A 25,625-nucleotide genomic window follows, 5' to 3' on the forward strand; every position below is an offset into this window, starting at 1 on the left:
ATTTCATACAAGGTAGCTTTTTCCGAAGAAAAAAAGGACACGCTTTTGAACTTAGGATGGAATCATTTACTTCCCGTATCAGGGAAAATTATAGTCATTGAAGACGACCCCACCCGTGTGCGCTCATGACAGATATTTTGTCTGAAATCGGCATCGAGTCTTGCGCCTTCGGAAGCGCTGACGATGCGTTAACTTATCTTTTAGAGGCTCATGGCCACTGCCCGCTTGTGATCGTGGATCAGGGGCTACCAGGTCAGATAAAAGGCGCCGAATTCATCGCAATGGTGAAGGGCAAATGGCCTAGCGTAGCTTCGATTTTGACATCAGGATATGCAATCGAAGAGGCGATGGTTCCGCCATCAACGATTTATCTGCATAAACCATGGGCGTTGGACGATCTCGTACTTGCGGTAGCGCACGCTCCTCCAGCCTGGATACCCCCTCCAGAAGATCTGACCTTTCCTACAACGCTCAACATCGGCGCTGGTTTCAGTTGGGTGAATTTGAACGGCTGCTTTGGGTCGATTTCAGTCCTTTGCGAAAGCCAGCAATCTACCAAAAGCAGCCTTTGGCGAACCGCCGGTATCGGGCAAACAGTAACGTCGCATTCGCAGCGAACTCTTAATCCATTCGGCAAACGCTTTGTGGGCAGCGTCAACCACACGGTTTTAACTGCGACCTTGTCGTCGAAAAGCACTTGGCCGCATTTGTCGCCCATTCGTTGATCTAACAAGCGGTGTAATTGCTCATTTGAATTCATCCATCAATAAGAGAGTGATGTGTTCACCCAACACAGCTGTCGCCAGTGTGGTGGTGCCACGGGGGTAGATCACGCCCGTGATCAATGGAAATCCGCTCAGAGCTTATGTCGCGCCGCATACAGGCAGATCATTTCCATCGCAAGCGCAGCAGCAGCCAGCGATGTGATCTCTGCATGGTCGTAGGCCGGTGCAACCTCAACTACGTCCATGCCAATCACATTAATTCCGCGTAGCCCGCGCAAAATTTCTAGGGCATGGAAGGAAGAAAGCCCACCGCATACAGGTGTGCCGGTGCCAGGCGCAAATGCTGGGTCCAGGCAATCGATATCGAATGTCAGGTACACAGGGTGGTCACCGACACGCTCACGAATCGTGCGAGCAATACTTTGCGAGCTTGTGGTGTTGGCTTGCCGTGCGTCCACCACCTGAAATCCCATCGATTCATCGTTGGTCATGCGCTGGCCGATCTGGATTGACCTGGATGGATCAACCAGCCCTTCCCTCACTGCGTGATAGAACATGGAACCGTGATCTATACGCTGGTCCTCACCATCGGACTCAGTGTCATGGTGAGCGTCGAAGTGGATCATGGACAAGGGACCATGTTTAGCGGCATGGGCTTGCAGTAAGGGGTAACTAATGAAGTGATCACCCCCAAGCGTCAGCATCGCAGCTCCGGCCGACAGAATGTGATCGGCATGGGCTTTAATCTTCTCGGGCGTTTCCTGCGGTGAGCCATAGTCGAAGTTGCAATCACCGTAATCAACGCACGCCAACACATCGAATGGGTCAAAGTCCCACGGCCAATGGCGCACCCAGGCAGATTGCACCGAGGCTTCACGAATCGATCTAGGTCCGAAGCGACTCCCAGGCCTGTTGCTGGTCGCGGTGTCAAAGGGGACTCCGCTGATCACCAGATCTACGCCACGCAGGTCACGGCTATAGCGCCGACGCATAAAACTCGTAATACCGCTATAGGTCGATTCAGCCTCCGTGCCATAAAGACTCGTGCGGGTCATTGCCAGATCGTTAAGGTCGCCATTTACCACTGTCATGGAGAGAACTCTCTTAATTTTTGATTGAGCTTAATCACCCTTAGATTATTCAGATTGCCGAACGGCCAATCTATCTATATAAATTGTGTCCGCTGAGATTAAAAAAACTAAACAGTTGAATCCTATGTCCCTGCCTCCCCTCCATGCCTTTCGAGTGTTTGAATGCGTTGCCCGACTCGGGCACGTCGGTGCGGCTGCCGCGGAGCTTCACGTAACACCCGGGGCGGTCAGTCAGCAATTGAGACTGCTGCAAAGCTCACTGGGCATCGACCTGTTCTACAGACAAGGGCGTCATTTGGTGTTGACTGAAAGTGGGCTGGCGTTGCAACGATCGGTTGCCCGCGGTATGCACGAGATTACTGAAGGCGTACGCCTCATCTCGGAAGAGCACTTTCAAGCGCCTTCGGTTAAGGTGCTGACGATTTCGACAGAACCCATTTTTGGCGCGTCCTGGCTGATGCCGAGACTATTCGCCTTCCGTGCTGAACACCCCCATATCCACCTGCGGGTCATCAGTGCGGACGATCCCAGCGAAGTGGACTGGCGTAGAGCAGACATCGCCGTGCTCTATAACGCCCCGATATGGGAGGGTTTTTGGTGGCGCCCCTTGCAAACCTTGCACATGTTCCCGGTCTGTTGCCCGCAATTGTTGCGAGGCCAACATGCATTGAAACAACCGGCGGATCTGATACATCACCGACTCTTGCATGAAGATGATGGTACCCAATGGCGGCGATGGTTATTCGAGGCTCGCTTGCCTTACCCAGGTGATGCGGATGTCCATTTCGAAGACTTCGGCATCGCGCTACAGGCCGCGCGGGATGGATACGGGGTTGCTCTGAGTGACGAAATCAACTCATCCCGGGATTTGGAGGAAGGACGACTGGTGCAGCCTTTTTCACTGAAAGTGCCGGCAGGAATGGATTACTTCTGTATCTGTAAGGAAGAAAGTCGCGGGGTTTCCGAGATCGTCCTGCTGGTCGATTGGCTAATTGAGCGAAGTTTGGTCCGTTAAATCTGCGTGTACGTGCTCGGATCAGCTAATTACCATCGTGCGTCACTAGGCGTCGCATTGGTTTACAGAATTATTCTGGCAGATAGCGCCTTCATAAAAACCGCTGGTACCGAAATTTTCATGACCCGCTTAAAATTGTAGTTGAGGTCATTCAGCTCATCTCCCCACTTACTCCGCTCAGACTTCGTTATCAGAGCATTCGTAACGCCCATTTATTACTAGAGTGTCCCGAAGAGATGCTCTGCCGTACGTTTTCGGACTCGCATCATATCCGGCGCGTTGCTCAGCCTGTTCTGCATTTCCTCCCGTAAGGCTTCATGCTTCCAACGTTCAAACTCACTGTTTCTGTTATTGGTATTTAATGCGGCTTCATTAAGCGGTCTCTTCCTTCCGCTCTCCATTAAGGGAGCAGCGCCAAGACTATCTCCAGCTTCGGCAGATGCGTGCCATTCTGATAAATCGCCAGACTTTATGTGAGTCGACTCGATTACGCTTTTGACCTGACTGCAGCCCTTGTTGAGCCACTGTTTGTCCGGAGTCTGCGATCAACCTCCTGAAAAGGCATGCAGCAAGAATTAAACCGCTCCTGGCTTTTCTGTTGATCTATTCTTTACGAAACCGGAATTCAAAACTCTTCTAGGCCTCACTGCACATGAACGTTAGGAAGGTGTGCCATGTCAGCGCAGAAAACGAAACACTTAAGGAAAAAAGGGGCATCGTCAACATCCAGCCCAAAAGTCTCAAAACCTGAAGCCCCCGAACCAGTTCCGCACCCAATCCAGCATGAACTCAAAACACTTTTGAATGAAACTCCACGGCAAAGCATCGACGTCGATTGGGAAAATTTGGCGCCTGCGGGCCGTGAGTTTCAATGATCAATATACGTCGCAAGCAACATGCTAGACCGCAGGTTAGTTGTGCGCGTATTTATCCCCAACAGCCTCACGAATGGGATGGGTGTCATAAACAATGATCATCTTCGTGATTAGACCAGCCTCATTAAACTCAAAAACGTCTACACATTCGAACGGCACCTTAGAACCGTCGCCCAGCACCCAGTCATACTTAAAATAACCAGTAGCACGCAGTTGCCCTTTTGTTCTCACACAGATATCGATCGGAGTAATGGAGCTAGGACCCGATGTATCTTGTAATTTAGAAAAAAACGGCCTAGGCTTCATCCACCCAAGGAAGGGAGAAAAAATATCTGCATCCGCAGTAAAGAGTGGACAAATAGTATCCGGAGTACACTTTTCCAACTCTAAAAGATAAACGCCCACCAAGGCTTCCAAATCAATTCTTGAAGCGACACCAGTAACAGTTGAAAGGCTCATATTTTACTCCTGTTCATATTAGATCTATAATACTTAGACATCGATCACGCTGGCAATGTAAAATAATTGATAACGGGTATGTCGTTTTGGAAACGGTACAACATGAAAAACAGAATATTTAAATCGTTACCAAGCCTAGTGGCAATTCAATCTTTTGGGATATGTGCCGAATTGAGGAGCATCAATAAAGCCTCGATACTCCTCCACAGATCTCAAGGTGCAATTAGCAAACAAATAAAACAACTCGAGGAACATTATAGCGTCGTACTTTTTGAACGTTCCATTGATGGTTTGAAACTAACTATGCATGGACAACATTTTCTGTCGGTTTCAAAAAGCTTATTGGAAGTGCTCGAGCAATACGAAACACTGGAGCCAAACCTACCTAAGCAGATCACCATCTCCGCGCCATCAACATTTACATTGAGATGGCTGCTACCGAGAATCGAAAAGATAAAAAAAGATTTTAATGACCAAAAAATACAAATCAACAGCACAAGTCAAGACATAACCTTGCTCAACGAGGGTGAATTAGAGATCGCCATCATGAGAGGTCGCACGGAAACAAAGGGTGTTATTTGTACAGAGCTTTTCCCTGAGTTCCTGACGCCTATGTGCTCCGAATCAGTAATGGCGAGCATTGCAGAAAGCGGATTATCACTTCGAGGCCAACACTTGCTCCATGCGTCTAAACCAGGTAATGAGTGGGCTACTTGGCTAGAATGCAGTAAAGTCGAGGCAGATGTATCCACTCATTCAATTTTTTTCGACACTCTAGATGTGGCACTATCTGCGGCTGAAGCATCAGCTGGAGTAGTCATAGGCGACCCGTCTATGGCAGTGGAAAGGTTGAATTCAAAACGATTGGTTATGCCATTTGGTTTAATTGTGCCAAGTGGAAAGAGGTACTACGCTTGTTATTCTGAGTCACACAGCGATGACCCAGCAGTTGTGAAACTTATAAACCTGATTAAATCTCAAACTTAAACTTTCAATACGAAAGACCGACCCCTTGTTTTTTTACACCTCCTGTGCGCTCATCTAAAATTATCAAAGTAGAATCATTTGTCCTCCATTGAGGGGCCTGCGAGAGCATTTTCTAATGCAGGATGCGCCGGACTGACCAGTTAAAGTCATCTTACAGTATAAGACTGCACACGGCATCTTACCAAGTACCAACTGACTGTCAGTAGATTTCTCAATCTATTGATTGAAAGTTTACCACAAGCCAGGACTCGCCCTCCATTGCCGCCCAAACCCCCGATACGAGCAGAAAAAAATAACCGCAAATTCAGGTACATCTTGAGTAAATCAATACTATGGGCAGCAAAGTACAAACACTATCGCAAAAACACTGGACTATTACCTTCAGAAATAGACATGTTGACGACCAAATGAACTCGGACTCAACCTTCTTACTTCAAATAATCTGATCATTGAGTGGGGCTGCACCCATTTGCTTCTGGACCAACCGAACACCCTGAGTGTTCGGTTGGTCGCGCATTTACACTCGTATAGCCCCGGGATTTGCGTTGGAGTTATGAGGACGAGCCGTCCACAGCGCGCAAAATGCGTCAGTGACGGGGATCGTTTAATTAATGAGTCAGTTGACGAAGACAGGGTATGACGCCTGGTCGATAGCCGCCATCGCTTCCGCCCGAGACAGTATCTTGGACTCCTCCAGAATCGTCAGAAGTGAACGACCTTCGGCCACCGATTGACGAGCGAGCTTACTTACTTGCGCATAGCCGAGCGTCGGAACCAAAGCAGTGGCAACAGCCATTGATTCAGTCAGATGCTGCTCATTGCGCGTTACATCTGCAGTGATCCCCGCTACGCACTTCTCACGAAACCGTCGGATGCCGTTGGTCAACAACGTGATGCTGTCGAATACTCGGGAGGCAACCACAGGCTCGAAATGGTTGATTTCCAGTTCTCCGTATTGAACGGCCTGAGCGACTGCTACATCATTACCGATTACCGCGAAACTCAGTTGAATCATTGCCATCGGCAGTACCGGATTGACTTTGCCCGGCATGATCGACGAGCCCGCCTGGGCTTCTGGTAACGTCAGCTCGCCAATACCAGCCACTGGCCCCGATGACAATACCGTTAGGTCCGAGGCAACTTTTGCTAACGAGGCGGAGCATGTGCGCAGTTCTGCGGACACCCGGGAAAACACGTCCAAATTCTGCATCGCATCGAAGGGATTTGACGGTGCTTGGTACGCGACCCCCGTGATGTCCTCCAGGTGCGCGAAAGCGAACGCCCTGTAGGCAGGCGGCGCACCAAAGCCAGTGCCGATCGCAGTGCCCCCGAGCGGTAGTGTGCGCAGCTTGTCACGTACGTCGACTAATTCTGCAGCCAGGCGATGGGTGAGTGACGCATAACCGGAGAATACCTGCCCCAGACGCATAGGTTGGGCGTCTTGCAAGCAGGTACGGCCCAAGTGCAGGACATCGGCAAACTGTTCAGCCTTCTGATCAAACTGTTTGGCAAGCAACTCGACCTCGCTGATCAGGGGCCCGAACATTGCGTAGGTCGCAATCTTCATCGCCGCCGGGTAAACATCGTTGGTCGACTGCGAGATATTGACGTGGTCGTTCGGATGGATGATTTCGTAGGAGCCCGTCGCATGCCCCATTATCTGCTGGGCACGGTTGGCAATCACTTCATTAAAGTTCATGTTGGTGGACGTACCGCCCGAGCCTTCCAGTAGATCGACAATCAGCGACTCATCACATTGGCCGTCTATGACATCCTTACAGGCCTGCACAATGGCATCGCATTGCTCACCCGCCAGCACGCCGCTGTCCAGGTTCGCAAGGGCCGCCGCCCACTTACACTGAGCGAACGCATTACGAAACTCGGTGTAATGAGCGATAGTCAACGGAGAAACGGTGAGATTATCGAAACCACGCACCGAATTCACGCCGTAGAGTTTGTCTGCAGCGATCTGGACGTCACCTACGTAGTCGTGTTCCAGACGGTATTCTTTGGATTCAAAAGTATTCAAGAGTGTTGCCCTCGTCAGAACTTATTAATGTCTCAACTCCGCTACCCATGGACTGCAGCCGTGGCAAAAACGAGTTGAGAACCACCTCACGCGCCGTTTCGCAGGCATCTGCAAAAAAAGCGCTGTATTCATCTCTTCGAGCCACGAGATAGAGGGACCTTTCGAACCCTAGCTCGGGGGTCAGGTGTACGTTCACCTTGTCGGCCCAGGCGGATGCTTGGAGAAAGCACATCGGGCTCGTAACAGCCCAACCAATTCCTTCCGCAACCATCGAGGTCAAGGCGTCGGCGTTGTCCAGCTCCAGCCGATTGGGCACTCGTACATTCAGGCTGCGGAGATGGCGCTCGATCTGCAATCCCACCTGTGAACCACGGTTGAAGCGGACAACGGGCATGACATTGGCCATTGCCCGTATGTCTTCTATGGTCGCGATTCTCTTGTTCAAATCCTTGGGGGTAATGACAAAGTATTTTTCCGAAAATAGCCGATAGCGGATCAGGTCATTGGCATCCATGAGCGGATCACTGGTGACAATCAGGTCCAAGTCACGGCGCAACAGCGCCTCCCCTTGCTGCGGACTCAAGCCGGTGCGAATCGATAACTGCGCAACTTTCCCCAACAGTCGTTTCGTGAAGACCGAACCGCAGGTCGAAGCAAAGGAATCGACAAGGCCGATTCGCAGGTCGGGCTTTACCCCACGCCCGGCATCCAAGACTTGTGCCTTGAGATGGAGAATTTCCTCGCTCAATACTGAACCGCGATTGCGTAGCGCTATTCCGAAAGTGGTCAAGACTAGAGGGCGAGAGGATCGATCTACCAAGATCACACCCAGCTCTTCCTCCAACTGGCGGACCATCTGCGAAACACCCGACTGCGAAATCCCCATGCGTGCAGCTGCACCCGACATGCTGCCTTCCTCGGCCACTGCGATGAACACTTGAACCGCATACATGTCGATGAGTTTTTTCACTGTCATTAGGTCTGTGCTCGCTCTATCAGGTCTGAAAAACTTCAGTGTGACGATCGCCTACTCGCCCGTCACTTCCCCTCTCGGACTGCGGTTGGCGTAACGAAGGCTGTCGCTAGACCGTGTCCGTCAGGCGTTACGCCAGAGAGATCTTCTGTGCTGGTTTCCGGTGCGAACAGATGGCAGAACACCCCGCCAAATATCAAGACGCCTACGCAGATTCCCAGAGCCGTATGGATCCCGAGGTTTTGCACGGCAATAGGCAGCAGGAACGTTGCAAACGCAGAGCCGAAACGACTAGACGCAACTGCAAGGCCGATACCGGACGCACGCAGATGGGTAGGGAAAAGCTCGGGGGGATATACGAACTCGAGATTCACCGCGGCAGCTAGAATGCAGGCAAAAAGGCCAAAGGCCAGAATCGTTCCGAAGGGGCCGAAGCCGGCATAGGCGAGCACCCCAAGACTCAACGCGCTCAGGTAGAAAGTGCCGACGAGAAATGCGCGACGAGAGATTCGGTCGATACACAATAAGCCGAGGATTGCGCCCAGCATGAGCAGCACGTTGTAAACCAGACCACCGACGAATTTGTCTCCGACGTTCAATGCTTCCAAGACTCTTGGAGAAAAGGTGCCCAAGGCGAAGAACGGAATAACCTGGCAGGTGTAGAAGACACATCCGACCACCGTGTTCTTGCGCCAGCGCTTGCTGAACAACTCAGCCCAGTTGCCACCTTTTTTCTTCGGTGTACTCACTGGCTCCGGCAGGCTGACATTGGGCCCAAACTTACTGTGCACGATGTCCATGGCTTCCTGGGTACGCCCACGAGCCATTAACCAGATCGGCGACTCAGGAACGCCCATGCGCAACGGCAGGATAAGCAGCGCGGGAACGCCGCTCAACGCCAGCATAATGCGCCAGGCATCGGGGCCAATATCGCGTACCGCGAAGCCAACGAGATAGGCGGCGACATAGCCGCCTGCCCAGGCAACCGCGAGGATGCTCAGCAGCCGCCCACGATACCGACGCGGGGCGAATTCAGTGACTAACGACTTGCTGACGACATAATCGAAACCCAGCACAAGGCCCAGCAGCAGACGCAACACCAGCAGTTGTTCTGGTGAGGTGACGAAAAATTGGGAGGCGGAAATGATGGCGAACAACAGCATGTCCCAGGCGAAAATAGTCCTACGCCCGTATTTGTCTGCAAGGGGGCCTCCGATCAAGCTCCCCAAGAAAAGGCCGGCGAGCGACGCAGCGCCCAGCAACCCCATCCACAACGCTGTGAGTTGCAGCGGCCCCGCCGCCATGCTGACAGCGATGCCGATAATTCCCAGTACAAAGCCATCACTGAATTGTCCACCGGTACCGCTGAACACCGTCCTGATATGGAAGCGGGTCAGCGGTAGGTCTTCGAACGATACTTGCTTGCTCATTCGTGTCTCCGCTTACTTTTTATAGTTGTTGGATCCGGCGCGGTGGCCGGGCACGTAATGAGTCTATGGCTTCATCATTAGCATTTCAGCATATGTAGTTGCAGTATCATAATAGGTAATACTAGTGTGCGTTTTTCCTTATCCTCTTGCCGATTAATTTCGTCGAATTGTGCGATCCATAGGTGCTGACCATGCACATGGGTCCTCCTATCGCTCACGCAACTGGCGGTCATGATGACGGCGATATGATTAGAAAATTTAGCGATAGTCTAGTGTTCGCAAAGGTATCATCACCGGTCACACCACCCCATCACCGTGACAGTGTCCCGCTCCGAGTGGCCACTGATGTCGCTTGATCATTTACAATAAACCCGCTGCCCTTGGCATCGGCCGAAACAAGCAAAAGCGAAGATTCATCCCTCACGTTGGGAACCGTGAACGCTCAAGGAACACCTTGCGCACTGGTGTAGCGACCAAAAATGTTCCTCCAAGGGACACCGATCTACCATTCTCGATAAATGAAGGCTGGGAGACCGGCATCAAGTTCACACCAGCCGGTGGGGTCGATGGCCGTGTAGCCTATTGGCAGCAAGAAACCTCCGGCGAAGTCAGTCACCGACTTAACGCCCCTAAGGTGGATCAGACAATGTTGATGAAACTTTGCGTTGGGTAACCGAGCATGGCACGCAGGCTAATCCTAGCGGCGACCGCAACGGGCCAAACAATGCTGGTAAAGCCCGCCGACATTCTCGATTTTTTTGCCAGAAGCAACAGCAGAAGACAGCGCAAGTATGAAGGCCAACGGACTCCATACAGGCGCTGCTGCGCTTTGGCGTGGTGAACGGCATGGTTACGGCCAACCCTCGAACCTATTTCCACCAACTCAGCGCCTTAATTGGCTGGACCAGCCTGCTGTGTTTGTTCCATTTCCGTCAGCGCAAACTTACCCTCGCCGGCGCATAATTTATAGCCATACGAACACAAGAGTAGACCCATGTCCCCCGCCTACAGCGTCCATGCCCCCAAACGGACTGCTAACCTAAGCATTAATGGAGACTTGCTGAATAAAGCCAAGGAGTTAGGTATCAATCTCTCCGCAACTTTTGAGTATGCCTTGATCGAGGTCGTTAAACAGATTCAGTGCATGCAATGGCTGGAAGAGAATCGCAAGGCTATAAATGCATACAACGAACATGTCGAAACCAACGGTGTTTTCAGCGACGACGTACGGAGCTTCTGATGCCTGAGTTCGCTGTTAATAAAAACACCAATGCTGTCACGGAGGCTGCCGTACCAGTGTTGCTTGATGTGCAAAGTGACCTGTTCAGTCATTTGAAGGTCACCACGATGAGTCAATCAGATACTCTCGCTTAGAATGCGCTCTATACGTTTACGCGCCGCGCCTGTGAGACGTTTGACGCCTAACAACCTGGCGACCTCCAGAGCTAAATCCCCTGCATCGATAATGCTCGCTGCGATGCGCAATTCTTCCGCTGCAATTTCTTCGATTGAACGCGCGTCATTGGCTGATGCCGGAATACGATATGTAGACCATTCCACTACATCGCCCTTGGCGTGCCAGACGAACACCTCCTCAAATCCCGCCTGCTGGACGTGATGGTGTTGTTCAGCCAACTCCAGCACTCTGTCTCGAATCAGCCGTCCGGATCGCTGGAAGCCGTGCGCGCGAGCGATACGCTGGACTAAGAGCGTGTCGAGAATTGGCGCTTCCTGGCGCAACACCTCTTCAATGATCTGACGGAGCACCGAGTTGTAAGCAGGCGAGTGAAACTGCTCGGATTGAATTAGGGGCGCAAGGGAAGAAAGATCAGTGACTCGGTACTCACCCTTCTGTCCAAGAGACACTGACTGATCAGTATGAGCACGCGCGATTCGGACTTCACCGATTTCCGCTGGCGACTCACTCGCAGAAGCAACCGGCGCTTCGAAATGCTCTTCGCTAACAGTGGAGTCAGCTGCGAAATCGATAAGAATCGGAGCGGCCTGTGGCGCCTCCGTTACCTGACCGCTAAGAGTAGCTACTCGGGCCAGGTCCAGAAGGTTGTTCAGAGCTAAGTGGAGCTTCTGTAAGGCGCCTTCCTTATCGACCCACCATTCCGTGGACCAAAGTCGCACTAGGTTCCAGCCCAAGCCACTGAGAATCGCGCCTCGCACTTTGTCGCGATCGCGAGCGGTGGCGGCACTGTGGTATGTGGCGCCATCACATTCGACACCAGCCAAGTAGTCGCCTGGACGGTCGGGGTGAACAATGCCCAAATCGATGCGGAAACGCGACACGCCAATCTGTGGAACTACTTGCCACCCAAGACGACGCAGCCCTTGAGCAACAGCCTCTTCAAATGGCGAGTCATAACCACCCACGGATCCTTGGATCGCCTCAGCAAGCGCTTTTGGACCGCGCTGGGCGAACTCGATGAAATGTTTCAAATCCCGGACTGCGCGAGCATTGGTACGGTTCAGATCAATCATCGACGGGTCGAAGGACGTGAATACCAACATCTCTCGACGTGACCGTGTGATAGCAACGTTTAACCTGCGCCATCCACCGTCTTTGTTGAGAGGTCCGAAGTTCATCGACATAACCTGCGCACCTGGCTCGGTTGGGCCATAGCCTATCCCGAGCATGATCAGATCTCGCTCATCTCCTTGGACCGTTTCTAGATTTTTGACGACAACGGGTTCGGTCTGGGTGTCCTGAAAGAAAGGCTCGATTTGTGGGTATTGCTTACGGGCGTTGTCCAGCAAGTCGTTGATCAACTTTTGCTGATCAGAGTTGAGCGTGATAATACCAATCGAATGACCGGCAGCTACGAACTCAGGATCAGTAAGGCGTTTGACGGTCTCACTGACGATGGCTTCTGCTTCAGCTTGGTTGTAACGCCCTTTCCCTTTTGCGTACACGCCCTCAACCCTTCGCCACTCGACAGCACTTGCACGAGTTTCCGCCGCGGGAAAGGTGATGAGGTTGCTGTCGTAGTAACGGTGATTGGAGAACGCGATTAGGCTTTCATGGCGACTCCGGTAGTGCCAGCTCAAACTGTGGCTCGGTACTCCAGCACCCAAGCATTCGTCAAGAATGCTCTCCATGTCTTCAGCCGTGTCATCGTCACCGGCATTCGGGCCGCGGCTGAAAAAGTTTGTAGGCGGCATCTGACGCGGGTCACCGGCGATAACCACTTGCTTACCCCGGGCTATCGAACCAACTGCATCCCATGGCGCGATTTGCGAAGCCTCATCGAAGATTACCAAGTCGAAAGGAGGCTGATCGGCAGGCAAGAACTGTGCAATAGACAACGGGCTCATGAGCATGCAGGGGGCTAGACGATTAAGCGCATCACCCATCTCGATCGCCAACTGCCGGACTGGTTTGTGCCTGCGAGACTTCTGCAATTCATGCTTGAGAATGGCAAAGCCGCTGCTTTTAGGGATGTCATTCTTTGAAGGGATCAGGCCACATAATTTCGCCCGAATATAACGAACCGTCAGCTTCGCGATTTCATCATCCAGGCGAACGAAAGCACCGATGTCACTCATGTGCTCGGCGGCAACGAATTTCCTCAGAAGCGGCTCGCTGTCGATGCCGTGTGTCGCAAACCAATGGGCATAGGCCGTGACAAACGTTTCCTCGCTTGCGGACGGAATTAGATTTCCTGTTTCCAGGGCTTGGGCGAGGCTTGCAAGTCCGGCTTCACACGCCTGCTCACGCACTCGACACCAGTCGCACCAAGCCTTGAGTTGCTCTTCCTGCTGCTGAATAGAAAGTGACGTAGCCAGCAACGCTGCAACGCTTGGATGCGTGTCTGCGTCCCTTGCAGCCAATCCAGCGAATAGCCGAGCGGCTTCTTCATAGCGAGACAATGCCTGATGCAATGCCGATAACGCTGCGCTGATTTGCCCACCCGGCGCCAACACTTCATTCGCATCGATGACCAGACGCGCGACTACGCCGCGCAATGAAACCAAGTGATCAGGTGATTCGGCCAACCCACTCAGCATCCCGCGCAGAGTTTCAGCCAATGTTATGGCGCGTAGCGTACGGGCGGTATCGCTTTTCAAACCTTGCCAGCCAGGGATCGCCTGAATGTCATTTGCCAGCGTGTCCAGCTCCACTAGCTGCGAATGCAGTCGCTCGAAAATCGAGAGGTCACCAAGCGTATCCGGAAGACCGGCCGCACCACCTATTGAGGCCAGTTTCTTCGCTACTTTTTTCTTGGCGAAAGTAGCGAGAAACCAGAACTTGCCCTCTGCGTCTCGCCATTCACTGTGGATTGCCTCTAGGGGTATTCGACGGCAAGCTTCATCGTCGTAATTCAGTGACAGGCTTTCCTCCAGCTCCCGATAGTTCTCGATCAACTGGCAAGCACGCCGCGCTGCTTCGATACGCGTGACCGCATCTGGTGCAAACGCGAACGAAAGGTTCATCCCATAGGACTCAACGACCAGGCTTATCAAATCATGAAGCTGCTGTGCCTGTGTGGCTTCAGTCACAGGCAACGCCAAGTGAGTCAGGTCAAGAAGCCTCTCACTTGCAGCGTTTAACGCATCAAGGGCCTGTGGCAACTCACGTGAGGCGTCTGCAATTTGTGCCTGCCAGGCGTTCGACCATTGTGTCTGCGCCAGAGCACCGAACTTACCTGACAGGTCGCGCGCGGCAACACCGTTAAGCCCAAGCCGACGCGCGAGATCGAGTAACTGCCCATACTCGGCAGCATCGTGCTCATTGCTTGGTGGCCAAGCCAGTTTCGGCGTCTGAGGGCCGTGATCACGAACGACACGACCAATCGCCTGATGCAGGGAAAGACCGTTGCGCCAGCGACGATGAAGGACCTCCACCAACTGGTTAAGTCGCGACCGCAGTGTTTGCAGTCGAGCAGCCTCACGCTCCCAATCCTCGGCACTCAATGCATCGCGTACATCCCATGCGCGATCCAGCTGCTTGAGAACTTCAACTTTGGACGCTTTGCTCGAATGCAGCTCCAGGCAAAATTCGCCGAGCCCCTTCTCTGTCAGGCGTCGATATACCACGTCAAGGGCCGCCCGTTTCTCTGCCACGAACAGCACGCGACGCCCTAACGCGAGGTTGTGCGCAATCATGTTTGCAATCGTCTGAGACTTACCGGTGCCCGGGGGCCCGTCCATTACAAAGCTATGAGTGCTGGCAGATGCCACGACGGCGGATAACTGCGAAGAGTCAGCTGGCAATGGCGCGAAAAGCTGAGCAGGCGTTACTGATGAGTCCAGACGCTCGGGCCTAGGAAACTCGTCTGAGCCGGAGAAGCCTTCGCCTGCTTCGCTAGGTTCCAACAAGTGCTTAACCAAAGGGCTTCGCAGTAGCTGCGCCGCATTGGCGTTCAGATCCTTCCACATTAAATATTTAGCAAATGAGAACGTGCCCAAAACTAGTTCGGTGCTCACCTCAAATCCAGGTACATCGCGTACAGCTCGCCGCACCATATTCCAGATGCCCGTTACGTCGATGCCGCTTTCATCGCTTGGTAATTCGCCATCGAGCCCGGGTATCACCAACTCAAAATCATGTCGTAGTAATTCGAGCAGAGTCAGGTTGAAGCGCGGCTCCTCGTCGAGCAAGGTCAGCGTCACCCCGGACAAAGCACTTTTGCGTTCAAGCTTCACTGGCAGCAATATCAGTGGCGCGGAGTAGGTCTTCGGATCTTCTGCGCTCTTCTTCCACTTAAGAAAACCAATGGCCAAAAACAGGGTGTTTGCCCCGCCCTCCTCCAAATCGCTGCGCGCCTTTCGGAACAGCTCAATCAAGGTTGCTTCAAGCTTGGTCTTCTCCAGGCTGGCTAGCACTTCACCCCGAGCGAGTGCTTGACGGGCGACTTCGTCGACCAAACTTTCATTATTCTGCTGCTCGTATACGGCTACATCACGGCCACTGCTGTTCAGGTCAGGTACTGACACCACACGGATGCGCTGGCCACTGGAAAGAAGGTCTTCAAGTGCTGCTGGATCCGGGCAGAGAAGACGCACGCCTTTCGCGCTGTCTGGCAAATGCAGCAGTCGGTTGCGAGTGGTGAGATCAAGAAGTTTGCGTTGCCACAGAGTTAATTTGCCGGCAGGACCTTCGGTACTCTCGTTGATTTCAACATCGAATCCTGGGAGTGCTGGGGCTTCCTCCAAACCTTCAGCCGCCGGCTGAGCATCATCGGCAACATCAGATACATTCACTGATGACACTAGCGCCATTGGGCGGATCTTCTGCATCCGAGCACGGTGCAAATCGATAGCCATGATGAACTGCTCATCATCGAGTTGTCGCTCAGCAGCCGCGACAGCTTGGGAAAAGCTAGGCGCGGGCGCCTGCGTAGCCAGGGTGGTTTCGAAAACCACCATTTCCTTGAGGTCCAGACGCTTGCGTACTGCCGATGCCTCATCGGTCAGCAGCTGGGAAAACTCTTGCGGCTGCAACCAAACGCCTGCAAACGCATGTCCCTTGGTCATAACAAGCAGGGCGTTCAATCCTGCCTGCTCCAAAGCCGCTGCGAACAGTAATGCCGTATCCAGACAGGTCGCCACGCCGTTTTCCAGAATGACGCTTGGCGGCCTGATCTTCTGACCTTGCTGCTCAAAACTGGCTGGAGGCAATGCATAGCTCAATTGAAAACTGCACACCGCAGACCAAATGGCGGAGCCAAGCTCCCAAGTGCGCGTACGCGATTTGCTTTCATAGCCATCAATACCGTCTTTCTTCCCCGCACGCCGTAAGACCTGAGACGCTGACTTGAGCACTCGGTCTACCGCAGGGTCATTGGGCATGCAGAAAGCTGCCAACAACTCCGGCATGGCGCTCAAGCCACCCCATTCAGTTCGAGCGAGCAGCTCGGTGGGAAAGCGCTGCTCGACGAGCAAGTTGTCGCCTTGGGACAATCGCAATACCACATCGGCGCTCAAGCTTTCACTCAGCCCGGACAGGTAGCCAGCATTGAGCTTGATGTCGCGTTCAGAAATGTTGAGACGATCGCCCGCATGAAGACGGTCAAGATGCCAAGTTCGGCTTTCAACAAAACCTGGGTCAGTGCTTAAAGTCAGTACCAGATTTTCAAGATTTACTTCTTCCTGGTTCCAAATGCTCAACTCTCGCACAAGCGGAATGGCATTCTGGTGGGAAGCGAAGCCGATCTTACGAGCGATCAGCGCCTCAATCTTGATGTTCATCCACGGGCTCCTGAAGCTGTCAGCGTTTGCCTCATGAAGAGGCAGCAAAATAGCCCCGTATACTCCATGACTACTCACTGGTTGGGAATTTGTTTATCGCAGAATCCCATCCTATTAGTCAGACGAGAGGGATGAAGCGACCTAACAGTTTGTAATGGCCGAATCATGGCATTATGGAATGCATATTTTGCCTTTGATGATCGAATTTGATGACAAAACCAAGCTGGTACCTACCGGTCAGTGAAGAACTGAGCGCCGCGCTTTCTCGGGGTGATAGTCCGGACATCGCGCTTCTATCGCGGTATGAAATCGCAGCGATATTGTATTTGCACCAGCTACCCAAGCTGACGGTGCGCACGCCTTTGGATATGGAAAGGTCGTTCGCCAACCTTTTGCCTCGTGACATCGAATTGCTGAAATCGACGCTGACTAGCCATTTCAATCGAAGTGGATTTACCGCCGGCCTCATGCTGGCTCCCTCATTGGGCATCGGCCTCATGAGCCAAGAGGCGATCGCTAGTCGTAATTACGTTCGCCATGACGGCTCTTGGGATTTCGACTACGCCAAAAGGCAACAAATCGTTATTGGGGCTTTGAGCCATGAGCATGTCCGGCCTCATGGCAGGATCGTGCGTGTGAGCGATCACCAGTTGCGGATGATCCATACCATCCGCGCTAACCAGAAGGACTCGATAGAAGCGCAGGCTCACGCGGGAACAGGAAAGACTTTCGTTATCGGCGAGATTTTGGAGCTTATGCCAGAACGGCGATTCATGCTTCTCGCTGACACAAGGCCCAAGCTTCAGCCAATAGAAAAAAGATTTTCAAAAGAACAAATACAAACAAATACCTTCAAAGATTTGGCGGTGGAGCTGTTGGCTAGGGGAAACAGAGAACTCCAGAATAAAATGACCGCTGCTTCACGTATCCAGATCCCATATTCGGTGCTCGCGGAGCAGGTTGGACTCGGGCCGATTGGGAAGCGAAATGCTTTCCAAGTCGCGGCGCTGTGCTGGGGAGTGCTCGCAAAATTTTGCTCATCCCCCGATCCGTACATCACGAGAAAGCACATACCTCGTCAGCAATTACAATGGCTATCGTCGATTGAGCAAGAAGCAGTCGCAGCGGCAGCGGCGAAACTTTGGATGAGAATGACCTGCCTCGATATCGAATCTGACCGTCTTCCAGTTCGCGGGTATCACCGAATCAAGCAGGTTGCTTTGGCGAGACTTCCAATACCCGAATACGCGGACACGATCCTTGTTGATGAGGCGCAGGATCTAACTGGACCTGTGGTTCAGTTGCTAGATGAATCGGGGCACACAGTAATTTCGTTAGGGGACAGATTTCAAAATTTACAAGGTCGCTACGTTCGTCACAAAGCCAACATTCGCCACCATGACATGGCGATATCACTACGCGCCGGACCTGCGTTGGCAGACTTTGTGAATCCGCTCATAGCCGCTTTTCCCGAAGCGAGTGCAATGCCCTTTGTCGCCGATAAATCGAAAGAAACGGTCGTGGCAGCCTACCCGTCTGAGTCTTTCCCTCCTGAACCTACGGTCATTTTGGTCGCCGACGAGTGGGGCCTGTTTGACTGGTTGATTCGAAACCGCGAAATGAAGAAAGGGGCTGCGGTCGTCGACTGGATGAGAAAAATCGAGTCATTCCTGAATGGATGTCTTGGACTGTATCAACATAATGATCGGGCGGAACATGAGGCGATTTCGCAATTCCGAACTTGGGATGATCTGCGCAAAGTAATGAGCTGGAATGAATCGTTTAACCGAGTGGAGCATTGGCTAGAAACGGTTGGAGTCAAATATGGTGTGGCGGAACTCTACCAACACGCTCCTCGTAGCGAATTGAGTCACGATTTGCCATCGCGTTATTTGCTTGCAACAGTATATACAGTCAAGAATTTCGAATTCAAAAAGATGGCAATCTCAGAAGACCTTTACTATTTTTCAGATTTGCGTGGAAACACTGCGCTGTCGAAGCAGCTCGCATTCTTGTACACAGCCATCACGCGGGCGTCTGGAAAAATCTATCTTCCAGACACTCATAAAGATCGTCTTTCGTTGATATTGAATTACGAAAGTTACAGCTCGAAACGTATTTGGATGGAGTAATGGGTGAGGGAAGCCGCTGGACCGCATGAGCCAGCCTGATGAAACCGCATCGCGCAAAGCGGGGCCACTCACCTTGACGGCGTATCAAGCTGACTGCGGAGACAGCCATGCGCAGACATTAAAGTGGATGTTTTTTTCGTGGCCTAACTGACTGGTGAGAGATCACTGATGGTGAAAATTGTAGCCAGAGGATAAGGAGATCGGGCAGTTGCTCGCAGGCTCCTGCCCTCAGGTGAATCCGACGTGGAACATGAGCCCGAATTTCACATCCGATCATCTTATTATTCTCAGGTGAAATCAAAATCGGACTGTTGGAAATACAGCTCTGTGACGATTTCCCCATGCATAGCGAGCCAGGTAGAGCGTTTATTCCTATCGCCAGACCATGCGAGCAACATGCCCCTAAAAAAGATCGACGAGCGTCCTGATGGCAATGGTGGTGTCACCTATGTACTGATGACTTCGTGAAACACATGAAGATTTACCGAACGGCAAAACTGACTAGTCCAACAATTCGACAGTCTTCTGCTCAATCGAATGGTCGCCATACTGATGCTGATCGAGGTAAATAGAGAAGAGTAAGCACGTAGTCATACTGATCGGAGGACACCTTCATCTCCCGGACAGTCGTTCCAACTTCTGCGTGAGGAAACCAAATCTTCGCGGGTAACTCGATACCCCGCCGCTCATGCTTCACTCCCGGGGCGACCGCAAGAGCACCAGCCGGCACCTCAACCAATTGTTTCCGCGTCCTAAAGAAAGCACCTGCGCGCGCCGCTTGGCGGCTCGAAAATGACCATTGCATATAACTGTCACGAGATAACACAAGGACTGCACTCTCTTCGGTGTACTGAATCCATTTCAACACGGCAGCTGTCAACGACACGCCGTATCGATCCGCACAGTGTCCGAGCAATTCGAGGTCGATCACCGTTGTGACCTGCGCACGAAAATCGTCCAAGGGCATAAGCAGATAGGATGAAAAGAGATCAGCCTGCGCCTCGATCGTTTTTTCCTCCCAATCGAGCATGTCATCACTACTGCACCGAAAAGCCTCCCGCATCTGACGGTGCAAGATGTAGTGCCCTAACTCATGAGCTTGGGTAAAGCGAATGCGACCTGGGGATGACATTGCGCTGTTGAATAGAAGCATCCATTTCTTGCGTCCATCATCTGGAAACAACGCGCCATCGAAGCTTTTGATATCAACCGGGGTGACCTCAGAGATGGGGTCGGACCAGCCAAAAATGTTGGCTGCTTCCAGTGCAAGCATCGGTACGTCTACGGGAAATCGGTTGCCACCGTGAGCATTACCGACGGCTTCGACTATTTTGGACAGGCGATTAGCCGCTTTCTGAGGTGTCCATACCTGCCCTTCGCTCATCAAGATCCCTTTTTGAAGGTTTCCAAAATTTTCCGTAGCTGCTCTTTCGCGTCCGGTTCGAGGTTTTTATAGCCCCGGAAAAACGCATCATCTAAATGTCGCTCCTGTGGAGCGCGAACATCTTCTTCAAAAAAATACGGTGTCGCAACGCCTAAAACATCGGCAAGTGCAGTTAATTTCTCCGCGGATGGCCGCTGAGATTCACGATTTTCTAGTTCCCACAGATAGCTTTTGCTCAGACCTGCCATGTCCGCCAGCTTCTCTAGGGTCAGCCCACGCTGCTTGCGCAGATCGCGAAGCTTTTCGCCGAGACGGGTTGTCACGATCGAGCCTCCCTTTTTGATGGTGATCGGAAAAATACTACCACGGTTCCGAACAAAGCGTTTGACAACCGCGACAAAAGGAGTAGGTTTACAAAAAGTTCGCTATACCGAACTTTTTATCAGGCTAGCCGATAACCCGTTGTGTAGGTGTAGTCGTCCTGCCTTTCGTTGAAGCAATTCCTACAGGGGGCAGGTATGTCCAGAGAGCACGTCGACCACCGAGACATCGCGCGATTCGCTGAAGAAAAAGTTAACCTTCCCAAGGACAAGGCTAGCGCATATCGCGAACAGGCGGGGCGTTTGCAAGACAAGCTGGAAGGTTATCTTTCCGATCACCCTGATTTCTCGTTGAAGCGGATGATGGTCTCCGGGAGCTTGGCGAAAGGCACCGCCTTGCGCTCCTTGAACGACATCGATGTCGCTGTTTATGTGAGTGGATCAGACGCTCCACATGACACCAAGGCGCTACTCGACTACTTGGCGGAAAAACTCCGTAAGGCTTTTCCGAACTTCAGCCCTGATCAAGTCGTTCCACAAACCTATTCCGTAACTGTTTCATTTCGCGGTTCGGGCCTGGACGTCGACATCGTTCCTGTCTTGTATTCGGGACTGCCTGAATGGCGTGGCAATCTGATCAGCCAGGATGACGGCTCTTTTTTGGAAACCAGCATCCCATTGCATTTGGCCTTCGCAAAAAAGCGTAAGCAGGCACAGCCTACTCATTACGCGCAAATCGTAAGGCTTGTGAAATACTGGGCCCGGCTGATGAAACAGGAGCGCGACGGATTTCGCTTCAAGTCGTTCATGATCGAAATGATCTTGGCAAAACTCAGCGACCAAGGCGTCGACTTTTCCGATTACCCCGAAGCCCTTCAGGCCTTCTTCACGTACATCGCACGCTCGGAGCTACGGGAAAAAATCTTCTTCGAAGACAACTACCCGACCTCAAAAGTCGGCGTGTTCAGCGATCCAGTACAGATCATTGATCCTGTAAACCCCGATAACAACGTTGCACGTCTCTATACGAAGCAAAATGTCGATGTAATCATTGAAGCTGCTCTGGACGCCGGCGATGCGATCGATGCGGCTCTATACGCTCCAAACAAGCAGCTAACCGTGGGTTACTGGCAAAAGGTTTTCGGGGCTTCTTTCCAAGTGTGAGTGAGGTAGCAATATGTCGTCCTATAGCTATACGGCTGCGGAAACCCAAACATTTACTCTCACCCACGCCAAACACATGGCATCGAAGGTTGCGGCGGATCTAATGCGACTCCAACGCCTTTATGGGTCGCCGAGCACTCAGCACATTGGGGAATATGAAGAGGAAGTGGCACTGCTACTAAAAGCCGGCTTTATTAGCTCAGTGACTTACGGATACAAGCGTGCAGGAAACTGGATCGAACCCACTCTCACCTACTCAGCATCCGAGCTTTCCAGCACAGGCACCGACGACTCCCCTGGCCGCATTCGCCCTGGGGCGGATATTACAGGTGCGACTTTTTATAGTTTCCTGACGTATAGCTCAGCATGGGAACTCGCACAGCAAAGCGAAAGGGATGCCATAGAACGAGACCGACCATTCTCCCGCGGAACTGCATCTGCACCTGGTGTTAGCGGCTATCTTGTCGATGATCGCTCTTACTCCTCCGGTGGCCGTTCCCTCAACCGCTCGACCGTCAGGAGCTACTAATGAGCACTAAACCTACACTGGATGAACTGTTCGAAAACCGGATGAATTACCCCGATTTTGAGCCGCAAGCACGTTTAGCGAGACTCGTAGGGCTAGATGAACAGAAGCAGCGCTTGACCAAAGTACTTGGCCTTCTGGTCAACTCCGCAGGACTGAGCGAATGGGCGAAGAAGTTCCACCCTGGCTCCGAGGCGCTACTGGAAACCGTGTTACGTCGCCCTCCCCTCGTTGTCATGGCCGGTGATGTGGGCTCAGGCAAAACCGAGCTTGCAGAAACAATCGGCGATGCTGTCGCTCGACAAGAAAAAATAGCGATCACCCTTTTCCCACTGAGCCTCTCAACTCGTGGACAAGGACGCGTGGGGGAAATGACTCAACTCATTTCAGCAGCGTTTGACTACACCATTGAGGAAGCCCAAAAACTCAAATCGAGAGAGGGAAGCTCCCGGGGCGCAGTCATATTGCTTGTGGATGAAGCGGACGCGCTCGCCCAATCTCGCGAAAACGCGCAAATGCATCATGAAGATCGCGCAGGTGTGAACGCCTTCATCCGCGGTATCGACAGAATCGCGAATGCGCAGCTTCCAGCGGCAGTGATCATGTGCACCAATCGCTTAAACGCATTAGATCCAGCGGTGAGACGCCGCGCAGCCGAAGTACTTACCTTTAATCGTCCAAATGAAGAGCAGCGTCGCTACATTCTAACAAGGCGCCTAGGTTCGCTGAAGATTCCACCGTCAATCCTAGAAGCCTTGGTAAAAGAAACTGGTCCGCGTGAGGGCAACGTTCCGGGGTTCACATTCTCTGACCTAAGTCAGCGCCTAATCCCGTCCATTGTCTTGGACGCCTATCCTACGCACGCAGTCGATCCTAGACGTGCTGTACAAATCGCGCACCTGATGGATCCGACACCTCCTTTCCAGGATCACGTCAGCTGATCATTATCAAAACACCTTTAAACCGATCGCATCGCGAATGAGTGCAATATGGCCACTAAAAAAGATCGCATTGCCGACACAGCTTGGATGAAGGAATCCTTCGTCGATGTGCAAACAGAACTAGCAATTAAGCTAAAGCGTGCAGCTCAGTCCATCTCACACGCTGGTACACATGGTGCAGTGAATGAAGATCACTGGATCGATATCTTCCGGTCATATCTACCTAACCGCTATGCGGTAGCCACAGGCCTAGTGATCGACAGCCTAGGAAACAGAAGTGACCAGATTGACATAGTTATTTTTGACCGTCACTTCACCCCAACGCTGCTTGACCAGCAGAACCATCGATACATCCCAGTGGAAGCTGTGTACGCCGTTTTTGAGTCAAAGCCGCATTTCGATAAGAGCTATATAGAATATGCCGGTGATAAGGCAGCCTCGGTGCGTAAACTGCATCGGACCTCAGTTCCCATCTCGCACGCAGGTGGAACCTTCGATGCTAAACCACTGTTTTCGATCATCGCCGGCATCGTCGCCGCGAAATCGAGCTGGGCAGATGGTCTAGGAGAGCATTTCCTAAAACACCTCCCGCCTGAAAATATGGAGAAGTTGGACTGTGGATGCGCTTTGGAGGACGGTGCGTTTGACAGCTTCGACGAGACCTTAAAGGTTGTTGGGTCCGAAGGCGCACTCATCTACTTTTTGTTCCGTCTGCTTGCTCGACTCCAGTCACTGGGAACGGTCCCGGCAATCGACTGGGCTGCTTACGCTTCTGTAATCAACAAATGACCACATGGCTAATAGCCTTGCCTGAATCATGTAAAAAGGAAACAGTTTATGGCCTCTGATTTGTATAGGTCAGGCATAAGAAAAGATAAGCTAACCGGGCACATTCAACAGCTCAAAGTCCATGGTCAATCCTCACGCATGTTCAATAAAGTTTTGTCCATTAAGGCTTCCTAAGACCATCGAGTCGCGATGAAGAGACCCATGGGGCGGTGTCTGCCTCGCTGCTTGCAGGATTTTATGCCACCAACGCAGCGGACGCCCATAAGATGTTATTGGGCGTCGAACTCAACTACTGTAGTTCAGCATTAAGGCCGATGGTGTCCGCCAATTTTTAGGTGGAGACCATCGTCATTACATCTAGGATTGAGAAGGTACCTTTGGCGGAGGCTTACGGATTGACAACATTTGCTTCACGAAAAGACTCATCGCGTACCTTTCTGCCAAGACTCAACCGGCGCTATGAGCAAGGCCTCGCTAAACAGGTTGTTCAGGTCCTGCGGAAAAACCTTTTCATGGCACGCCGCAAGCTCTGCTGACGACCACCACCTCACCTCACATACCGCTTCACGCTCCCGTGCACTCCACTGGGCGCAGGAACACTGCTCGGTACCCGAGTGCACCGTAAAGTAATTTTCGACCGCGAGCACATGCTCGCCATCAGGCATCTGCCACAGAAACTCCCTGTGTGCGATATAGCGACCGACGAAGGGCACTTCAATGCCAGTCTCCTCGTAGAGTTCACGTACCGCCGCCGCTTCGAACGACTCTTCATCCCTGAGCTTTCCGCCGGGCGTAGCCCAATAGCTCATGCCCGCCAACACCCCAACCTGATACTGAATCTTAAATAGCAGCAGTCGATTGCTTGGGCTGATCACCAATAAACGAGCGGCTAAACGCTTTCGCGGCATATTTCTCCGCTCCATTAATGACCACTAACCAATGAGGCCCAAAACCCCGCTGCCCTGCATCCTGCGAACTTCCACCACATAATCAGCAATGTTGGGGACGGCATAATCGACAACTAGCTCAACAACATCCTTCACGGGTTTTCCAGAACGCTTCACAGGGTAGTCCGCAATTTTGCAGAAGATGTCCGTGCCGCGACGATGAGGCATGGGCCAGGTATTGCCCGAGTTCATGCGGCACAGCCAGATGGATTCGGCATATGCCGGGATGAAGGTTGACGAGTCGAGCGTCAGGACATCATGTTCAAGCTTTCGATAATCGCGGGCTCCGAGCAGACCGTGGAGGCGCTTTTCCTCGGCCCAGAAGAACACTTTACCGTTAATTAATTCGTACCACTGACGTGGTGTTGTTCCTCCCATAAGCGCTCTAACCAGCCGGTCTTCAGGCATGGGTTTCTGATCACGAAGCACGATGTTGGAGGGGTCGCCTGCCTTCACATCCATCTTTTGCCCACGATGCTCACTCTCATATTGAGCGCGCTCCCCATCTCCCACTGCGAGGTGATCCAGAACTGCAGTGGCACTCATCAATCCGCGCGTGCGAATACTGTCCCAAGCTCCACGTTCGGCCATGTGATAAACCCGAGGGTAAAGCTCGATCAGCTTGTCCAGATCCATCT

The 25,625-nt window shown here is 52.2% G+C and carries 20 protein-coding genes and 1 pseudogene; 11 read left to right on the top strand and 10 right to left on the bottom strand.

Features of this window, described 5'->3' with window-relative positions; translation table 11 throughout:
• Positions 1 to 125: 125 nt before the first annotated feature.
• On the top strand, positions 126 to 725 hold the full coding sequence (locus ACIOYV_RS11775) for a hypothetical protein (RefSeq protein ID WP_401323849.1): 600 nt from the start codon (positions 126 to 128) through the stop codon (positions 723 to 725).
• A gap of 131 nt (positions 726 to 856) precedes the next feature.
• Here the strand turns inward: ACIOYV_RS11775 and speB are convergent, their stop codons facing one another.
• A complete protein-coding gene (gene speB / locus ACIOYV_RS11780) occupies positions 857 to 1,816 on the bottom strand; it encodes an agmatinase (protein WP_401323851.1) in 960 nt (319 codons plus the stop codon).
• 124 nt (positions 1,817 to 1,940) lie between these two features.
• Here speB and ACIOYV_RS11785 point away from each other — a divergent pair, with 124 nt between their 5' ends.
• Together ACIOYV_RS11785 and ACIOYV_RS11790 are read left to right on the top strand one after the other, a co-directional pair.
• A complete protein-coding gene (locus tag ACIOYV_RS11785) occupies positions 1,941 to 2,831 on the top strand; it encodes a LysR substrate-binding domain-containing protein (protein ID WP_401323853.1) in 891 nt (296 codons plus the stop codon).
• Positions 2,832 to 3,505: 674 nt separating this feature from the next.
• The gene (locus tag ACIOYV_RS11790; protein WP_401323854.1) at positions 3,506 to 3,706 is read left to right on the top strand and encodes a hypothetical protein; all 201 of its coding nucleotides are present in this window, start codon (positions 3,506 to 3,508) and stop codon (positions 3,704 to 3,706) included.
• 36 nt (positions 3,707 to 3,742) lie between these two features.
• Here the strand turns inward: ACIOYV_RS11790 and ACIOYV_RS11795 are convergent, their stop codons facing one another.
• Positions 3,743 to 4,165 carry a hypothetical protein gene (locus ACIOYV_RS11795; RefSeq protein WP_401323856.1) on the bottom strand — a complete coding sequence of 141 codons (423 nt, stop codon included), beginning with the start codon at positions 4,163 to 4,165 and terminating at the stop codon, positions 3,743 to 3,745.
• 102 nt (positions 4,166 to 4,267) lie between these two features.
• Here ACIOYV_RS11795 and ACIOYV_RS11800 point away from each other — a divergent pair, with 102 nt between their 5' ends.
• Positions 4,268 to 5,152 carry a LysR substrate-binding domain-containing protein gene (locus tag ACIOYV_RS11800; protein WP_401323858.1) on the top strand — a complete coding sequence of 295 codons (885 nt, stop codon included), beginning with the start codon at positions 4,268 to 4,270 and terminating at the stop codon, positions 5,150 to 5,152.
• Between the two features lie 616 nt (positions 5,153 to 5,768).
• Here ACIOYV_RS11800 and ACIOYV_RS11805 read toward each other — a convergent pair.
• The 3 genes from ACIOYV_RS11805 to ACIOYV_RS11815 form a co-directional block, all read right to left on the bottom strand.
• Entirely contained in the window at positions 5,769 to 7,181 is a 1,413-nt protein-coding gene (locus ACIOYV_RS11805; RefSeq protein WP_401323860.1) for an aspartate ammonia-lyase, read from the bottom strand.
• On the bottom strand, positions 7,168 to 8,157 hold the full coding sequence (locus tag ACIOYV_RS11810) for a LysR family transcriptional regulator (protein WP_401323862.1): 990 nt from the start codon (positions 8,155 to 8,157) through the stop codon (positions 7,168 to 7,170). The genes ACIOYV_RS11805 and ACIOYV_RS11810 overlap by 14 nt, the downstream gene beginning before the upstream one ends.
• 62 nt (positions 8,158 to 8,219) lie before the next feature.
• Complete coding sequence (locus ACIOYV_RS11815; protein ID WP_401323864.1) at positions 8,220 to 9,584, bottom strand: MFS transporter; 1,365 nt, start codon at positions 9,582 to 9,584, stop codon at positions 8,220 to 8,222.
• Positions 9,585 to 10,062: 478 nt separating this feature from the next.
• Here ACIOYV_RS11815 and ACIOYV_RS11820 point away from each other — a divergent pair.
• Together ACIOYV_RS11820 and ACIOYV_RS11825 are read left to right on the top strand one after the other, a co-directional pair.
• A pseudogene (locus ACIOYV_RS11820) lies at positions 10,063 to 10,253 on the top strand (hypothetical protein); the annotation flags it as partial.
• 325 nt (positions 10,254 to 10,578) lie between these two features.
• Complete coding sequence (locus tag ACIOYV_RS11825; RefSeq protein ID WP_401323866.1) at positions 10,579 to 10,824, top strand: type II toxin-antitoxin system CcdA family antitoxin; 246 nt, start codon at positions 10,579 to 10,581, stop codon at positions 10,822 to 10,824.
• A 116-nt stretch (positions 10,825 to 10,940) separates the two neighbouring features.
• Here the strand turns inward: ACIOYV_RS11825 and ACIOYV_RS11830 are convergent, their stop codons facing one another.
• Positions 10,941 to 16,784 (bottom strand): DUF3320 domain-containing protein, encoded by a 5,844-nt coding sequence (locus tag ACIOYV_RS11830; protein ID WP_401323868.1) that lies wholly within the window; start codon positions 16,782 to 16,784, stop codon positions 10,941 to 10,943.
• Positions 16,785 to 16,993: 209 nt separating this feature from the next.
• Here ACIOYV_RS11830 and ACIOYV_RS11835 point away from each other — a divergent pair, with 209 nt between their 5' ends.
• The gene (locus tag ACIOYV_RS11835; protein ID WP_401323870.1) at positions 16,994 to 18,916 is read left to right on the top strand and encodes a hypothetical protein; all 1,923 of its coding nucleotides are present in this window, start codon (positions 16,994 to 16,996) and stop codon (positions 18,914 to 18,916) included.
• Between the two features lie 529 nt (positions 18,917 to 19,445).
• Here ACIOYV_RS11835 and ACIOYV_RS11840 read toward each other — a convergent pair.
• Positions 19,446 to 20,300 (bottom strand): ImmA/IrrE family metallo-endopeptidase, encoded by an 855-nt coding sequence (locus ACIOYV_RS11840; protein ID WP_401323872.1) that lies wholly within the window; start codon positions 20,298 to 20,300, stop codon positions 19,446 to 19,448.
• Positions 20,300 to 20,623: a helix-turn-helix domain-containing protein gene (locus ACIOYV_RS11845; protein WP_063341190.1), complete on the bottom strand. Its 324-nt coding sequence runs from the start codon at positions 20,621 to 20,623 to the stop codon at positions 20,300 to 20,302. Before ACIOYV_RS11845 ends, ACIOYV_RS11840 begins: the two co-directional genes overlap by 1 nt.
• Before the next feature lie 195 nt (positions 20,624 to 20,818).
• Between ACIOYV_RS11845 and ACIOYV_RS11850 the strand changes: the two genes are divergently transcribed.
• From ACIOYV_RS11850 to ACIOYV_RS11865, 4 genes are read left to right on the top strand one after another with little or no spacing between them, the layout of a single operon-like run.
• Positions 20,819 to 21,784 (top strand): CBASS oligonucleotide cyclase, encoded by a 966-nt coding sequence (locus tag ACIOYV_RS11850; RefSeq protein ID WP_401323874.1) that lies wholly within the window; start codon positions 20,819 to 20,821, stop codon positions 21,782 to 21,784.
• Between the two features lie 13 nt (positions 21,785 to 21,797).
• On the top strand, positions 21,798 to 22,313 hold the full coding sequence (locus ACIOYV_RS11855; RefSeq protein ID WP_401323876.1) for a hypothetical protein: 516 nt from the start codon (positions 21,798 to 21,800) through the stop codon (positions 22,311 to 22,313).
• Positions 22,313 to 23,251 (top strand): AAA family ATPase, encoded by a 939-nt coding sequence (locus tag ACIOYV_RS11860; RefSeq protein WP_401323878.1) that lies wholly within the window; start codon positions 22,313 to 22,315, stop codon positions 23,249 to 23,251. Before ACIOYV_RS11855 ends, ACIOYV_RS11860 begins: the two co-directional genes overlap by 1 nt.
• A gap of 48 nt (positions 23,252 to 23,299) precedes the next feature.
• Positions 23,300 to 24,040, top strand: a complete 741-nt coding sequence (locus ACIOYV_RS11865) for a DUF6602 domain-containing protein (RefSeq protein ID WP_401323880.1) — start codon at positions 23,300 to 23,302, stop codon at positions 24,038 to 24,040.
• Positions 24,041 to 24,462: 422 nt separating this feature from the next.
• Here the strand turns inward: ACIOYV_RS11865 and ACIOYV_RS11870 are convergent, their stop codons facing one another.
• Both ACIOYV_RS11870 and ACIOYV_RS11875 read right to left on the bottom strand, forming a co-directional pair.
• A complete protein-coding gene (locus ACIOYV_RS11870) occupies positions 24,463 to 24,948 on the bottom strand; it encodes an NUDIX hydrolase (RefSeq protein ID WP_401323882.1) in 486 nt (161 codons plus the stop codon).
• Positions 24,949 to 24,972: 24 nt separating this feature from the next.
• Complete coding sequence (locus ACIOYV_RS11875; protein WP_401323884.1) at positions 24,973 to 25,623, bottom strand: DUF7002 family protein; 651 nt, start codon at positions 25,621 to 25,623, stop codon at positions 24,973 to 24,975.
• Between the last annotated feature and the right edge of the window lie 2 nt (positions 25,624 to 25,625).

Source organism: Pseudomonas sp. NPDC087342, assembly GCF_044744265.1.
Classification (GTDB): domain Bacteria; phylum Pseudomonadota; class Gammaproteobacteria; order Pseudomonadales; family Pseudomonadaceae; genus Aquipseudomonas; species Aquipseudomonas nunensis.

What these genes read in the sequence shown, in the direction of transcription:
- speB (WP_401323851.1), bottom strand. Translation starts at nt 1,816, where the DNA reads ATGACAGTGGTAAATGGCGACCTTAACGATCTGGCAATGACCCGCACG.
- ACIOYV_RS11815 (WP_401323864.1), bottom strand. Translation starts at nt 9,584, where the DNA reads ATGAGCAAGCAAGTATCGTTCGAAGACCTACCGCTGACCCGCTTCCAT.
- ACIOYV_RS11850 (WP_401323874.1), top strand. Translation starts at nt 20,819, where the DNA reads ATGTCCAGAGAGCACGTCGACCACCGAGACATCGCGCGATTCGCTGAA.
- ACIOYV_RS11875 (WP_401323884.1), bottom strand. Translation starts at nt 25,623, where the DNA reads ATGGATCTGGACAAGCTGATCGAGCTTTACCCTCGGGTTTATCACATG.
- ACIOYV_RS11860 (WP_401323878.1), top strand. Translation starts at nt 22,313, where the DNA reads ATGAGCACTAAACCTACACTGGATGAACTGTTCGAAAACCGGATGAAT.
- ACIOYV_RS11795 (WP_401323856.1), bottom strand. Translation starts at nt 4,165, where the DNA reads ATGAGCCTTTCAACTGTTACTGGTGTCGCTTCAAGAATTGATTTGGAA.
- ACIOYV_RS11830 (WP_401323868.1), bottom strand. Translation starts at nt 16,784, where the DNA reads ATGAACATCAAGATTGAGGCGCTGATCGCTCGTAAGATCGGCTTCGCT.
- ACIOYV_RS11840 (WP_401323872.1), bottom strand. Translation starts at nt 20,300, where the DNA reads ATGAGCGAAGGGCAGGTATGGACACCTCAGAAAGCGGCTAATCGCCTG.
- ACIOYV_RS11785 (WP_401323853.1), top strand. Translation starts at nt 1,941, where the DNA reads ATGTCCCTGCCTCCCCTCCATGCCTTTCGAGTGTTTGAATGCGTTGCC.
- ACIOYV_RS11775 (WP_401323849.1), top strand. Translation starts at nt 126, where the DNA reads ATGACAGATATTTTGTCTGAAATCGGCATCGAGTCTTGCGCCTTCGGA.
- ACIOYV_RS11810 (WP_401323862.1), bottom strand. Translation starts at nt 8,157, where the DNA reads ATGACAGTGAAAAAACTCATCGACATGTATGCGGTTCAAGTGTTCATC.
- ACIOYV_RS11835 (WP_401323870.1), top strand. Translation starts at nt 16,994, where the DNA reads ATGACAAAACCAAGCTGGTACCTACCGGTCAGTGAAGAACTGAGCGCC.
- ACIOYV_RS11870 (WP_401323882.1), bottom strand. Translation starts at nt 24,948, where the DNA reads ATGCCGCGAAAGCGTTTAGCCGCTCGTTTATTGGTGATCAGCCCAAGC.
- ACIOYV_RS11800 (WP_401323858.1), top strand. Translation starts at nt 4,268, where the DNA reads ATGAAAAACAGAATATTTAAATCGTTACCAAGCCTAGTGGCAATTCAA.
- ACIOYV_RS11855 (WP_401323876.1), top strand. Translation starts at nt 21,798, where the DNA reads ATGTCGTCCTATAGCTATACGGCTGCGGAAACCCAAACATTTACTCTC.
- ACIOYV_RS11865 (WP_401323880.1), top strand. Translation starts at nt 23,300, where the DNA reads ATGGCCACTAAAAAAGATCGCATTGCCGACACAGCTTGGATGAAGGAA.
- ACIOYV_RS11825 (WP_401323866.1), top strand. Translation starts at nt 10,579, where the DNA reads ATGTCCCCCGCCTACAGCGTCCATGCCCCCAAACGGACTGCTAACCTA.
- ACIOYV_RS11790 (WP_401323854.1), top strand. Translation starts at nt 3,506, where the DNA reads ATGTCAGCGCAGAAAACGAAACACTTAAGGAAAAAAGGGGCATCGTCA.